The sequence below is a fragment of the Enterobacter sp. QK-SA4 genome (assembly GCF_056856775.1).
In genome coordinates this window covers 3,401,217-3,414,308 of the sequence record NZ_JBXFXH010000007.1, presented here as the reverse complement: position 1 = coordinate 3,414,308, position 13,092 = coordinate 3,401,217, and the positions used below count along the sequence as shown (strand labels likewise).

Here is a 13,092-nt window from a genome sequence, read left to right as displayed (position 1 = left end):
AGGAAACGAAGATGAAAGCTGTATCTCGCGTTCATATCACGCCGCATATGCACTGGGACCGTGAGTGGTACTTCACCACCGAAGAGTCGCGTATTCTTCTGGTCAATAATATGGAAGAGATCCTGACCCGTCTGGAGCAGGATGATGAGTACAAATACTACGTCCTCGATGGACAGACGGCGGTGCTGGAGGATTATTTTGCCGTTGTGCCCGAAAACCGCTCTCGCGTGAAGGCACTTGTCGAACGTGGAAAACTGATTATCGGCCCCTGGTATACCCAGACCGATACCACGATTGTGAGCGGCGAGTCGATTGTCCGCAACCTGATGTACGGCATCCGGGATTGTATGGCCTTCGGCGAGCCGATGAAAATCGGTTATCTCCCGGATTCGTTTGGCATGTCCTGCCAGCTTCCGCATATCTATAACGGGTTTGGCATTACCCGCACGATGTTCTGGCGCGGCTGTTCTGAACGCCACGGGACCGATAAAACCGAATTTCTCTGGCAGAGCCAGGACGGCAGTGAGGTCACGGCACAGGTGCTGCCGCTGGGCTACGCGATTGGTAAGTACTTACCGGAGGACGAAGCGGGGCTGCGAAGACGGCTCGACAGCTATTTCAAGATCCTGGAAAACGCCTCCGTCACTAAAGAGATTTTACTACCCAACGGCCACGACCAGATGCCGCTGCAGCAGAACATTTTCGCGGTGATGGATAAGCTTCGTGAAATCTATCCCCAGCGTCAATTCGTGATGAGTCGGTTCGAAGAGGTCTTTGAATATATCGACGCGCACCGCGATGAACTGGCGACGCTAAAAGGGGAGTTTATCGACGGGAGATACATGCGCGTTCACCGGACCATCGGCTCCACGCGCATGGATATCAAAATCGCCCACGCGCGTATTGAGAACAAAATTGTCAACATCCTGGAGCCGCTGGCGGCGCTTGCCTGGACGCTGGGCTTCGACTACCACCACGGCCTGCTGGAGAAGATGTGGAAAGAGATCCTCAAAAACCACGCTCACGACAGCATCGGCTGCTGCTGCAGCGACAAGGTGCATCGCGAGATTGTCTCCCGCTTTGAACTGGCTGAGGACATGGCAGATAACCTGGCGCGTTTCTTTATGCGCAAGATTGTCGACAACATGCCGCAAAGCTACGCCGATAAGCTGGTGATGTTCAACCTGATGCCCTGGCCGCGTGAAGAGGTGATGAACACCACGATTCGACTGCGCGCCAGCCAGTTCCGTCTGCGGGATGAGAAAGGCAATGAGATCCCGTATTTCATTCGCAGCGCGCGCGAGCTAGACCCGGGCCTCATTGACCGGCAGATTGTTCACTACGGCAATTACGAACCGTTTATGGAGTTTGATATTCAGCTCAGCCAGATACTGCCGGCGATGGGCTACCGTACGCTGTTTATCGAACCTAACGTGGCCGGGAAGGTGCTCTCTCCGGGGGTAAATACCGCATCCTTACTTGAAAACGCCTTCTGGCAGATTGACTTAAATGACGACGGTACGCTGCGCCTGCGCGACAAAGAAACCGGGCTTGTTTATGACCGCGTGCTGGAAATCGAAGAGAGCTCGGATGATGGCGATGAGTACGACTACTCACCTTCGCGGGAAGAGTGGAGACTCACTTCCACGCAGGGCGAGCATGAATTTGAGGTTACGCATGAAGGCTGGCAGAGCAGGGCGGTTATCCGCCATCGAATAGCCGTTCCGGCGAACCTGGCCGAACGCGCGGCGCGCCAGCGAAACGGCTATCTCGACGCTGAATTTGAGATTACGCTAAGCCATAACAGCAGACGCATTGACGTGGCGGTGCGCCTGGATAATCAGGCCAACGACCACCGCGTTCGCGTGCTCATCCCAACGCCGTTTATGACAGAGGAAGTGTTAGCGGATACGCAGTTTGGCTCGATCACTCGCCCGGTGCAGGACGCGGCGATGGAAAACTGGCGGGAGGAGGGGTGGAAAGAAGCGCCGGTTCCCGTCTGGAATTTACTTAACTACGCCGTATTGCAGGAAAAACGAAACGGGCTTGCGCTATTTACCGAGGGGCTGCGTGAATTTGAAGTCGTGGGCGATGAACAAAAAGCATTTGCTCTGACCTTGCTGCGCGGCGTGGGGGTACTCGGCAAAGAAGATCTGCTCCTGCGCCCCGGCAGACCATCCGGTATCAAAATGCCGGTCCCGGACTCTCAGGTGCGTGGTCCGTTAAGCTGTCGCTTTAGCCTCTTCAGCTTCAGCGGCTCGCCGGAAAACGCGGGTGTCGCGCAGCAGGCTCAATCGTGGTTAACGCCGGTGCAGTGTTATAACAAGATCCCCTGGGATGCAATGAAGCTGAATCGCGCGTCGTTGACCACGCCGGAAAGTTACAGCCTGTTAGCGCTTTCGCCAACGGGATGCGTACTCAGTGCGATCAAAAAAGCGGAAGATCGCGATGAGCTCATTCTTCGTCTGTTTAACCCTTCGCAGTCCAGAGCATGTGACGCGACGCTAGCCGTCAATCCGGGGGTGAAGCGGTGCTGCGAAACGGACATGAATGAACGGCTGAAGGACCACGGTGAAGACGAAGGCATTGTCGGGGCGTTCAAACCGGGACAGTCGCGAACCTTTAGCCTTCTTCTTGCCTGAGAACCGCTGATATCATTAAAAGGCTGCACTGTTTGCGGCCTTTTTCATTAATAGTCACTCCGCGGTGTTAAGTTAGGGGGGGATAAAAGTAAAATAAATGTAATTACGAAGGGTTGCATAAATGCCATGGAAAAATAACCCGGCCTGACTATGCTTTATTGTTTGCCGCGCATCGAAATGAGGCTTTTGTTTCGCGTTAATTAAAATCACTTCTGTTTATATTTTTTTTCGTCTTCGATAACCAATCACATCTTTACATGCACATATCATTAACATGGTTTTTACCATTCTTACCACGATTAAACATAGTTAACATCAAGGTTTGTTTTTGATTTAAATCAAAGTTTAATCCTTGGAAAAAGGTGTCGAAAAGCGCTAAATTGTCCCCGATCAAAATGGCCGAAAAGTGGTAATTTTGCTATAAATTGATCGCCGTCGAAAAACGTAAATGTGATTCAATAAAAACCTGTTTATTGTAAGGGTTTTGCAGCGTATTATATTTGCGGGATCAATTTGAGTTTTTTATTAACGTATTTGTAACCTCACGTCATCGTTTTTATCCTCCTTCAGGGTAATAACGACGACAAGGATGCGAATAATTTGTATTGGGGCATGCGTGTGGATCTCTCTCTGACGGGGTTCACTCTCGGAGTCTTCATGCGATGAGCAAGGAGTCATGATGTTAGATATAGTCGAACTGTCGCGCTTACAGTTTGCCTTGACCGCGATGTACCACTTCCTGTTTGTGCCACTGACGCTCGGTATGGCGTTCCTGCTGGCCATTATGGAAACGGTATACGTTCTCTCCGGCAAACAGATTTATAAAGATATGACCAAGTTCTGGGGCAAGTTGTTTGGTATCAACTTCGCGCTGGGCGTGGCAACCGGTTTGACCATGGAGTTCCAGTTCGGGACTAACTGGTCTTACTATTCCCACTATGTCGGGGATATCTTCGGTGCGCCGCTGGCCATTGAAGGTCTGATGGCATTCTTCCTCGAATCCACCTTTGTAGGTCTGTTCTTCTTCGGCTGGGACCGTCTGGGTAAAGTCCAGCATATGGCGGTGACCTGGCTGGTGGCATTAGGTTCGAACCTGTCCGCGCTGTGGATCCTGGTGGCGAATGGCTGGATGCAGAACCCTATCGCGTCTGATTTCAACTTCGAAACTATGCGTATGGAGATGGTCAGCTTTGCCGAGCTGGTCCTGAACCCGGTTGCGCAGGTTAAATTCGTTCACACCGTCGCCTCTGGCTACGTGTGCGGCGCGATGTTTGTACTGGGCATCAGCTCTTACTACATGCTGCGCGGTCGTGACTTCGCGTTTGCTAAGCGCTCCTTTGCTATCGCTGCAAGCTTCGGTATGGCAGCAATCCTCTCTGTTATCGTTCTGGGTGATGAATCCGGTTACGAAATGGGTGACGTGCAGAAAACCAAACTGGCTGCCATCGAAGCCGAATGGGAAACCCAACCGGCGCCTGCTGCCTTTACGCTGTTCGGCATTCCCGATCAGGACGCGCAGGAAAACCGCTTCGCCATTCAGATCCCTTACGCGCTGGGTATCATCGCCACCCGTTCTGTTGATAAGCAGGTGACAGGTCTGAAAGAGCTGATGGTTCAGCACGAAGAGCGTATCCGTAACGGTATGAAAGCCTACTCGCTGCTGGAACAGCTGCGTGCCGGTTCTACCGACCAGGCCGTTCGCGACCAGTTCAACAACGTGAAGAAAGATCTGGGTTACGGTCTGCTGCTGAAGCGTTATACCCCGAACGTTTCTGATGCGACAGAAGCGCAGATCCAGATGGCAACCAAAGATTCGATTCCACGCGTTGCGCCACTGTACTTCGCATTCCGTATCATGGTGGGCTGCGGCATCATCATGCTGCTGATCATTGCGGCGTCCTTCTGGTCCGTGATTCGCAACCGCATCGGCGAGAAAAAATGGCTGCTGCGCACCGCGCTGTACGGTATTCCACTGCCGTGGATCGCGATTGAATCCGGCTGGTTTGTTGCGGAGTACGGCCGTCAGCCATGGGCGATTGGTGAGGTACTGCCAACGGCGGTAGCGAACTCGTCCCTGACAGCGGGCGACCTGATCTTCTCCATGCTGCTGATCTGTGGTCTGTACACCCTGTTCCTGGTGGCTGAACTGTTCCTGATGTTCAAGTTCGCGCGCCTTGGCCCAAGCAGCCTGAAAACCGGTCGCTATCACTACGAGCAGTCTACTGCGACTACTCAGCCGGCACGCTAAGACAGGAGTCATCAAATGATCGATTATGAAGTATTGCGTTTTATCTGGTGGCTGTTGATCGGCGTTCTGCTGATCGGTTTCGCCGTCACGGATGGTTTCGACATGGGGGTGGGGATGCTCACCCGTTTCCTCGGTCGTAATGACACTGAGCGTCGAATCATGATCAACTCCATCGCCCCTCACTGGGACGGTAACCAGGTGTGGCTGATCACCGCTGGCGGCGCGCTGTTCGCTGCCTGGCCGATGGTCTACGCGGCTGCGTTCTCCGGCTTCTACGTGGCGATGATTCTGGTGCTGGCCTCTTTATTCTTCCGTCCGGTTGGTTTCGACTACCGTTCCAAGATTGAAGACACCCGCTGGCGCAACATGTGGGACTGGGGCATCTTCATCGGTAGCTTCGTTCCACCGCTGGTGATCGGCGTGGCGTTCGGTAACCTGCTGCAGGGCGTACCGTTCCACCTGGACGAATACATGCGTCTTTACTACACCGGTAACTTCTTCCAGCTGCTGAATCCGTTTGGTCTGCTGGCCGGCGTGGTGAGCGTGGCGATGATCATCACTCAGGGCGCAACCTATCTGCAGATGCGTACGGTTGGTGAACTGCACCTGCGTTCGCGCGCGACGGCTCAGGTCGCTGCGCTGGTCACGCTGGTCTGCTTTGCACTGGCCGGCGTGTGGGTGGTGTACGGCATCGATGGCTACGTGGTGACGTCTGCAATCAACCATACTGCGCCGTCTAATCCGCTGACCAAAGAAGTGGCGCGTCAGGCAGGTGCATGGCTGGTGAACTTTAACAATACCCCTGCGCTGTGGGCTATCCCGGCTCTGGGCGTATTGCTGCCGCTGCTGACCGTGTTGACGTCTCGTCTGGAGAAAGGCGCGCTGGCGTTCGTGTTCTCATCACTGACCCTGGCGTGCATCATCCTGACATCGGGTATCGCGATGTTCCCATTCGTCATGCCATCCAGCACCATGCTGAATGCTAGCCTGACCATGTGGGACGCAACGTCCAGCCATATGACGCTGAACCTGATGACGTATGTTGCTTGCGTGTTCGTTCCGATTGTTCTGGCCTACACCATCTGGTGTTACTGGAAAATGTTCGGTCGTATCACTAAAGAACATATCGAAAGCAACACCCACTCTATGTACTAAGTAAGGAGCTGAATATGTGGTATTTCGCATGGATTTTAGGGACGCTTCTTGCCTGTGCATTTGGTGTCATCACTGCCCTGGCGCTTGAGCACGTCGAAGCGACCAAAGCGGGTGAAGAAAAACACTGATGAATATTATCGCGACGCTTTACGCGGTAATGGACAAGCGCCCGTTACGGGCGCTTTCTTTAGTGATGGCATTACTGCTGGCAGGTTGTATCTTCTGGGACCCTTCGCGCTTTGCAGCGAAAACCAGCGAGCTTGAAATCTGGCACGGCTTCCTCATTATGTGGGCGGTGTGTGCAGGTGTGATCCACGGCGTGGGCTTTCGTCCGAAAGCCATTCACTGGCAGGGAATTTTTTGCCCTCTGATTGCCGATCTGGTGCTTCTCGCCGGTTTGATTTTCTTCTTCTTCTGAATAAGAAATGTCCGTTAACGTTATGGGCTTACCCGAGCCCATAAAAATTTACTCTCCGTTTACTTTCTCCCATTCCCAACCCTCTTTCCCGCGCGTATAGTAGCGAAGTTTAAAAGCATTAACTTTTGTTGCATTACCGGGATGTAAAGTGAATACAACGCTGTTTCGATGGCCGGTTCGTGTCTATTACGAAGATACCGATGCCGGTGGTGTGGTTTACCACGCCAGCTACGTTGCTTTTTATGAACGGGCACGCACAGAGATGCTGCGCCATCATCACTTTAGTCAACAGGTGCTGTTGGCTGAGCGAGTTGCCTTCGTGGTACGCAAGATGACGCTTGAGTATTTTGCGCCTGCCAGACTCGACGATATGCTCGAAGTCCAAACTGAAATTACATCAATGCGCGGGACCTCACTGGTTTTCACGCAGCGGATAGTCAACGCAGAGAATACCGTACTGAACTCAGCTGAAGTGCTGATTGTTTGTGTTGATCCAACCATAATGAAGCCTCGTGCGCTTCCTAAGTCTATTGTCGCGGAGTTTAAGCAGTGACTGACATGAATATCCTTGATTTGTTCCTGAAGGCAAGCCTTCTGGTTAAACTTATCATGTTGATTTTGATTGGTTTTTCAATCGCATCCTGGGCCATCATCATCCAGAGAACGCGTATCCTCAATGCCGCTGGCCGTGAAGCTGAAGCGTTTGAAGATAAGTTCTGGTCGGGTATTGAGCTTTCTCGTCTGTATCAGGAAAGCCAGGGACGCCGTGAAAACCTTACAGGCTCCGAGCAAATTTTTTATAGCGGTTTCAAAGAGTTTGCTCGTCTGCATCGTGCAAACAATCATGCGCCAGAAGCGGTGGTGGAAGGTGCCTCGCGTGCGATGCGCATCTCTATGAACCGCGAGCTGGAAAATCTCGAAACGCATATTCCATTTCTCGGCACTGTCGGTTCCATCAGCCCGTATATCGGCCTGTTTGGTACCGTGTGGGGGATCATGCACGCCTTTATCGCGCTGGGCGCGGTGAAGCAGGCGACGTTGCAGATGGTTGCACCGGGTATCGCTGAAGCACTGATTGCGACCGCTATCGGTCTGTTTGCGGCAATTCCGGCGGTTATGGCTTACAACCGTCTGAACCAGCGCGTGAACAAACTGGAACTGAACTACGACAACTTTATGGAAGAGTTCACTGCGATTCTGCACCGTCAGGCGTTTACCAGCACCGAGAGCAACAAGGGGTAAACCATGGCCAGATCGCGTGGACGAGGTCGTCGCGAGCTCAAGTCCGAAATCAATATCGTTCCACTGCTGGACGTCCTGCTGGTACTGCTGCTGATCTTCATGGCGACAGCGCCAATCATTACCCAGAGTGTGGAAGTGGATCTGCCGGATGCGACAGAATCACAGGCGGTGAGCACCAATGACGATCCTCCGGTTATCATTGAGGTTTCCGGCGTAGGGCAATACAGCGTCGTGGTAGAGAAAGATCGTATGGATCAGCTGCCGCCTGAGCAAGTGATTGCTGAAGCGCAGCGTCGCCTGGAGTCAAATCCGAAAACGGTCTTCTTAATCGGTGGCGCGAAAGACGTACCCTACGATGAAATTATTAAAGCGCTGAACTTGCTACATAGTGCGGGTGTTAAGTCAGTTGGCTTAATGACCCAACCTATTTGATCATCCGCGTAGTTTTTGGGAACCGATAGTGTCAAAGGCAACCGAACAGAACGACAAGCTTAAGCGAGCGATAATCGTCTCCGCAGTGCTGCACGTGATTCTCTTTGCAGCGCTGATCTGGAGTTCGTTCGACGAGCATATTGATGCATCAGCCGGCGGCGGTGGAGGGTCTTCCATTGACGCCGTGATGGTGGATCCCGGTGCGGTAGTACAGAACTATAATCGCGAACAACAGCAGAAGGCGAGTGCCAAACGGGCTGAAGAGCAGCGTGAAAAACAGTCGCAACAGCAGGCGGAAGAACTGCGTGAAAAGCAGGCCGCAGAGCAGGAGCGTCTGAAGCAGCTTGAGAAGGAGCGTTTGCAGGCGCAGGAAGCTGCGAAAGAGCAGGCGGAACAGCAGAAGCAAGCCGAAGAGGCCGCGAAAAAAGCCCAGGAACAGCAAAAGCAGGCGGAAGAGGCGGCAGCAAAAGCCGCAGCGGACGCGAAAGCACAGGCTGATGCCCAGGCAAAATTAGCGGCAGAAGCGGCGAAGAAAGCCGCTGCTGATGCCCAGAAGAAAGCTGAAGCGGAAGCCGCGAAGAAAGCCGCAGCTGATGCTCAGAAGAAAGCCGAAGCGGAAGCCGCGAAGAAAGCCGCAGCTGATGCTCAGAAGAAAGCCGAAGCGGAAGCCGCGAAAAAAGCCGCTCAGGAAGCAGAGAAGAAAGCTGCTGCCGAGGCCGCGAAGAAAGCGGCTGCGGCTGAGAAAGCGGCTGCAGAAAAAGCTGCCGCCGCTGAAAAAGCCGCTGCCGATAAAAAAGCTGCAGCTGAGAAGGCTGCTGCCGATAAGAAAGCTGCAGCTGAGAAGGCCGCTGCCGATAAGAAAGCTGCTGCTGATAAAGCGGCTGCCAAAAAGGCCGCTGCTGCTGAAAAAGCCGCTGCCGCCGCAGGGGTTGACGATCTGCTGGGCGATTTGAGCTCCGGTAAGAATGCACCGAAAACGGGCGGTGGGGCGAAAGGAAACAACGCAGCGCCGACGGGAAGTGGTAACACTAAGAGTAACGGTGCGACAGGGGCTGAAATCAACGGTTATGCCGCGCAGATTAAATCCGCTATTGAAAGCCGATTCTATGATGCGTCTTCCTATACCGGTAAAACGTGTACGTTGCGTATAAAACTGGCTCCGGACGGCATGCTGCTGGATATTAAGTCTGAAGGTGGCGACCCGGCTTTATGTACTGCGGCCCTGGCTGCAGCGCGTCAGGCGAAGATGCCTAAACCGCCGTCTCAGGCAGTTTACGAAGTCTTCAAAAATGCGCCGCTGGACTTCAAACCTTAAGTTACATTTTCCCCGTGCAAACGGGGAAAAATAGACCAGGTTTAGTCACAGGGTTCTGGTAGTTTTGTCTATTTGAGTTTGTTAACATTCTGCTAAATTATCGTGGGTAAGGTTACCCGGATAAGGGAGATATGATGAAGCAGGCATTACGTGTAGCATTTAGTTTTTTAATGCTGTGGGCAGCAGTACTGCACGCAGAAGTACGTATCGAGATCACCCAGGGGGTGGACTCGGCACGCCCAATCGGTGTTGTTCCGTTCCAGTGGGCCGGTCCTGGCGCTGCACCTGAAGATGCCGGTGGCATCGTGGCGGCTGACCTGCGTAACAGCGGTAAATTCAACCCGTTAGATCGTTCTCGTCTGCCGCAGCAGCCGGGCAGCGCGCAGGAAGTACAGCCTGCAGCATGGTCTGCACTGGGTATTGATGCCGTGGTTGTGGGTCAGGTTACGCCTAACCCGGACGGCTCTTACAACGTGGCCTGGCAGCTGGTGGATACCGGCGGTGCACCGGGTACCGTTCTGGCACAGAACTCTTACAAGGTCACTAAGCAGTACCTGCGCTACGCGGCACACGCTGCCAGCGATGCGGTATTTGAAAAACTGACCGGCATTAAAGGGGCGTTCCGTACCCGTATTGCTTATGTGGTACAGACCAACGGTGGTCAGTTCCCGTATGAGCTGCGCGTATCTGACTACGACGGCTACAACCAGTTCCTGGTGAAACGTTCTTCTCAGCCGCTGATGTCTCCAGCCTGGTCTCCGGACGGTTCTAAACTGGCCTATGTAACCTTCGAAAGCGGTCGTTCAGCGCTGGTTATCCAGACGCTGGCAAACGGTGCTGTTCGTCAGGTGGCCTCTTTCCCACGTCACAACGGTGCGCCTTCCTTCTCTCCGGACGGGTCCAAACTGGCGTTTGCGCTGTCAAAAACCGGTAGCCTGAACCTGTACGTGATGGACATTGGCTCTGGCCAGATTCGTCAGGTGACCGACGGTCGCAGCAACAACACCGAACCTTCATGGTTCCCGGACAGTCAAAACCTGGCGTTTACCTCTGACCAGGCTGGCCGTCCACAAATTTACAAAGTCAACATCAACGGCGGTGCTCCGCAGCGTATTACCTGGGAAGGTTCGCAGAACCAGAACGCAGACGTGAGCAGCGACGGTAAATTTATGGTAATGGTGAGCTCCAACGGTGGGCAGCAGCACATTGCCAAACAAGATCTGGTAGCGGGTGGCGTTCAAGTTCTGTCGTCAACGTTCCTGGATGAAACGCCAAGTCTGGCACCTAACGGCACGATGGTAATCTACAGCTCTTCTCAGGGGATGGGATCTGTGCTGAATCTGGTTTCTACAGATGGGCGTTTCAAAGCGCGTATTCCGGCAACTGATGGACAGGTAAAATCACCTGCCTGGTCGCCGTATCTGTAAATAATAATTAATTGATTACTAAAGGAATCATAGAAATGCAACTGAACAAAGTGCTGAAGGGGCTGATGATCGCTCTGCCTGTAATGGCAATCGCAGCGTGTTCTTCTAACAAGAACGCCAGCAATGACCAGAGCGGCGAAGGCATGATGGGTGCCGGCACCGGTATGGACGCGAACGGCAATGGCAACATGTCTTCTGAAGAGCAAGCGCGTCTTCAGATGCAGCAGCTGCAGCAGAACAACATCGTTTACTTCGATCTGGATAAATACGACATCCGTTCTGACTTCGCTGCGATGCTGGATGCTCACGCTAACTTCCTGCGTAGCAACCCATCTTACAAAGTCACCGTAGAAGGTCACGCGGACGAACGTGGTACTCCAGAGTACAACATCTCCCTGGGTGAACGTCGTGCTAACGCTGTTAAAATGTACCTGCAGGGTAAAGGCGTTTCTGCTGACCAGATCTCCATCGTTTCTTACGGTAAAGAAAAACCTGCAGTACTGGGTCACGACGAAGCGGCTTACTCCAAAAACCGTCGTGCCGTACTGGTTTACTAAGAGAATTGCATGAGCAGTAACTTCAGACATCATCTGTTGAGTCTGTCGTTACTGGTTGGAATAGCGGCCCCCTGGGCCGCTTTTGCTCAGGCACCAATCAGTAGTGTCGGCTCAGGCTCGGTAGAAGACCGGGTCACTCAACTCGAGCGTATTTCTAACGCTCACAGCCAGCTTTTAACCCAACTCCAGCAACAACTTTCCGATAACCAAAACGATATTGACTCTCTCCGCGGCCAGATTCAGGAAAGCCAGTATCAGTTGAACCAGGTTGTGGAACGTCAGAAGCAGATTTTGCTGCAGATAGATAGCCTGAATAGCGGTGGTGCAGCAGCACAAGCACAGCCAGCCGCGGGCGATCAGACCGGTGCGGCGACATCAGCTCCGGCTGCGGATGCTTCTGCTTCAACAGGGGCGCCTGTACAGAGCGGTGACGCGAATACGGACTACAACGCGGCCATTGCCCTGGTGCAGGATCAGTCTCGTCAGGATGACGCGCTTGCTGCGTTTCAGAACTTTGTTAAGAAATACCCTGATTCCACTTATCAGCCAAATGCGAATTACTGGCTCGGTCAGTTGAATTACAACAAGGGTAAAAAGGACGATGCGGCGTTTTATTTTGCCTCCGTGGTAAAAAACTACCCGAAATCGCCAAAAGCGCCTGATGCGATGTACAAAGTGGGCGTCATCATGCAGGACAAAGGCGACACTGCGAAAGCCAAAGCGGTTTACCAGCAGGTAGTCTCAAAATTCCCGGGTACCGAAGGTGCTAAGCAGGCGCAAAAACGTCTGAATTCGATGGGATGATTATCGCATGACCAGAAATCGCGTTATTTCTGGTCGTGCAGCATGATTCGTAAGCAGTTAAGTGATCTTCATCGAAATTTTTGTTGCGCTGAATTCTTAAATCAGTAATATATGCCGCCGTTGCCACGGGATATCAAACAACGTGAAAACAGCGTAAAAGTGGGTCGTTAGCTCAGTTGGTAGAGCAGTTGACTTTTAATCAATTGGTCGCAGGTTCGAATCCTGCACGACCCACCACTAAGTCAGGTGGAAGTAGTAGTAAAACGTGAAGGATAACGTTGCGTCAGCAACGGCCCGTAGGGCGAGGCGAAGCCGAGTCATCCTGCACGACCCACCGCTTAACGCATATCGGCAGTACAGAGTGGGTGATTAGCTCAGTTGGTAGAGCATCTCCTTTACACGGAGGGGGTCGGCGGTTCGAGCCCGTCATCACCCACCACTCGGGTCGTTAGCTCAGTTGGTAGAGCAGTTGACTTTTAATCAATTGGTCGCAGGTTCGAATCCTGCACGACCCACCAATTTTAATGTCTTACTCAGATATTAAACGTGAAGGATAACGTTGCTTTAGCAACGGCCCGAAGGGCGAGGCGAAGCCGAGTCATCCTGCACGACCCACCAATTTTATTGGTTCCGAGTGATAATTCAGGCAACACCCAAAAGGGTCGTTAGCTCAGTTGGTAGAGCAGTTGACTTTTAATCAATTGGTCGCAGGTTCGAATCCTGCACGACCCACCAGCCTGAATAAATTTGAAGTACATCCCGCAAGGGGTCGTTAGCTCAGTTGGTAGAGCAGTTGACTTTTAATCAATTGGTCGCAGGTTCGAATCCTGCACGACCCACCAGTGTAGAAAG

General features: G+C 52.8%; 12 protein-coding genes and 5 tRNA genes. All 17 read left to right on the top strand.

Going from position 1 to position 13,092, the window contains the following annotated elements; genetic code table 11:
* Window positions 1-11: 11 nt before the first annotated feature.
* The 17 genes from mngB to AC1VYI_RS18040 all read left to right on the top strand — a co-directional run bounded on the left by mngB (window position 12) and on the right by AC1VYI_RS18040 (window position 13,082).
* Window positions 12-2,642, top strand: a complete 2,631-nt coding sequence (mngB, locus tag AC1VYI_RS18120; protein WP_134866650.1) for a mannosylglycerate hydrolase — start codon at window positions 12-14, stop codon at window positions 2,640-2,642.
* Window positions 2,643-3,321: 679 nt separating this feature from the next.
* The gene (cydA, locus tag AC1VYI_RS18115; protein ID WP_023310795.1) at window positions 3,322-4,890 is read left to right on the top strand and encodes a cytochrome ubiquinol oxidase subunit I; all 1,569 of its coding nucleotides are present in this window, start codon (window positions 3,322-3,324) and stop codon (window positions 4,888-4,890) included.
* Window positions 4,891-4,905: 15 nt separating this feature from the next.
* Window positions 4,906-6,045, top strand: coding sequence for a cytochrome d ubiquinol oxidase subunit II (cydB, locus tag AC1VYI_RS18110; protein WP_023334940.1), 1,140 nt, complete (start codon window positions 4,906-4,908; stop codon window positions 6,043-6,045).
* A gap of 14 nt (window positions 6,046-6,059) precedes the next feature.
* Window positions 6,060-6,173, top strand: a complete 114-nt coding sequence (gene cydX, locus AC1VYI_RS18105) for a cytochrome bd-I oxidase subunit CydX (RefSeq protein ID WP_003858598.1) — start codon at window positions 6,060-6,062, stop codon at window positions 6,171-6,173.
* Window positions 6,173-6,463 (top strand): cyd operon protein YbgE, encoded by a 291-nt coding sequence (ybgE, locus tag AC1VYI_RS18100; RefSeq protein WP_014831116.1) that lies wholly within the window; start codon window positions 6,173-6,175, stop codon window positions 6,461-6,463. The genes cydX and ybgE overlap by 1 nt, the downstream gene beginning before the upstream one ends.
* Window positions 6,464-6,611: 148 nt before the next feature.
* A complete protein-coding gene (ybgC, locus tag AC1VYI_RS18095; RefSeq protein ID WP_003858593.1) occupies window positions 6,612-7,016 on the top strand; it encodes a tol-pal system-associated acyl-CoA thioesterase in 405 nt (134 codons plus the stop codon).
* The gene (tolQ, locus tag AC1VYI_RS18090; protein WP_008501101.1) at window positions 7,013-7,705 is read left to right on the top strand and encodes a Tol-Pal system protein TolQ; all 693 of its coding nucleotides are present in this window, start codon (window positions 7,013-7,015) and stop codon (window positions 7,703-7,705) included. The genes ybgC and tolQ overlap by 4 nt, the downstream gene beginning before the upstream one ends.
* Before the next feature lie 3 nt (window positions 7,706-7,708).
* On the top strand, window positions 7,709-8,137 hold the full coding sequence (tolR, locus tag AC1VYI_RS18085) for a colicin uptake protein TolR (RefSeq protein ID WP_003858589.1): 429 nt from the start codon (window positions 7,709-7,711) through the stop codon (window positions 8,135-8,137).
* 28 nt (window positions 8,138-8,165) lie between these two features.
* A complete protein-coding gene (tolA, locus tag AC1VYI_RS18080) occupies window positions 8,166-9,452 on the top strand; it encodes a cell envelope integrity protein TolA (RefSeq protein WP_029740419.1) in 1,287 nt (428 codons plus the stop codon).
* A 134-nt stretch (window positions 9,453-9,586) separates the two neighbouring features.
* Window positions 9,587-10,879 carry a Tol-Pal system beta propeller repeat protein TolB gene (gene tolB, locus AC1VYI_RS18075; RefSeq protein WP_013097529.1) on the top strand — a complete coding sequence of 431 codons (1,293 nt, stop codon included), beginning with the start codon at window positions 9,587-9,589 and terminating at the stop codon, window positions 10,877-10,879.
* A 35-nt stretch (window positions 10,880-10,914) separates the two neighbouring features.
* The gene (pal, locus tag AC1VYI_RS18070) at window positions 10,915-11,436 is read left to right on the top strand and encodes a peptidoglycan-associated lipoprotein Pal (RefSeq protein WP_003858578.1); all 522 of its coding nucleotides are present in this window, start codon (window positions 10,915-10,917) and stop codon (window positions 11,434-11,436) included.
* A 9-nt stretch (window positions 11,437-11,445) separates the two neighbouring features.
* Complete coding sequence (gene cpoB / locus AC1VYI_RS18065; protein WP_047742479.1) at window positions 11,446-12,240, top strand: cell division protein CpoB; 795 nt, start codon at window positions 11,446-11,448, stop codon at window positions 12,238-12,240.
* A gap of 161 nt (window positions 12,241-12,401) precedes the next feature.
* Window positions 12,402-12,477: transfer RNA gene (locus tag AC1VYI_RS18060), tRNA-Lys, on the top strand.
* A 126-nt stretch (window positions 12,478-12,603) separates the two neighbouring features.
* Window positions 12,604-12,679 (top strand) — tRNA-Val (locus tag AC1VYI_RS18055).
* Window positions 12,680-12,682: 3 nt separating this feature from the next.
* Window positions 12,683-12,758: transfer RNA gene (locus AC1VYI_RS18050), tRNA-Lys, on the top strand.
* Window positions 12,759-12,899: 141 nt separating this feature from the next.
* Window positions 12,900-12,975, top strand: a tRNA-Lys gene (locus tag AC1VYI_RS18045).
* Between the two features lie 31 nt (window positions 12,976-13,006).
* Window positions 13,007-13,082 (top strand) — tRNA-Lys (locus AC1VYI_RS18040).
* Window positions 13,083-13,092: the final 10 nt, after the last annotated feature.

Bases quoted from the DNA above. Each gene is read 5' to 3' on its own strand.
- mngB (WP_134866650.1), top strand. From the start codon at position 12: ATGAAAGCTGTATCTCGCGTTCATATCACGCCGCATATGCACTGGGAC.
- cydA (WP_023310795.1), top strand. From the start codon at position 3,322: ATGTTAGATATAGTCGAACTGTCGCGCTTACAGTTTGCCTTGACCGCG.
- cydB (WP_023334940.1), top strand. From the start codon at position 4,906: ATGATCGATTATGAAGTATTGCGTTTTATCTGGTGGCTGTTGATCGGC.
- cydX (WP_003858598.1), top strand. From the start codon at position 6,060: ATGTGGTATTTCGCATGGATTTTAGGGACGCTTCTTGCCTGTGCATTT.
- ybgE (WP_014831116.1), top strand. From the start codon at position 6,173: ATGAATATTATCGCGACGCTTTACGCGGTAATGGACAAGCGCCCGTTA.
- tolR (WP_003858589.1), top strand. From the start codon at position 7,709: ATGGCCAGATCGCGTGGACGAGGTCGTCGCGAGCTCAAGTCCGAAATC.
- tolB (WP_013097529.1), top strand. From the start codon at position 9,587: ATGAAGCAGGCATTACGTGTAGCATTTAGTTTTTTAATGCTGTGGGCA.
- pal (WP_003858578.1), top strand. From the start codon at position 10,915: ATGCAACTGAACAAAGTGCTGAAGGGGCTGATGATCGCTCTGCCTGTA.
- cpoB (WP_047742479.1), top strand. From the start codon at position 11,446: ATGAGCAGTAACTTCAGACATCATCTGTTGAGTCTGTCGTTACTGGTT.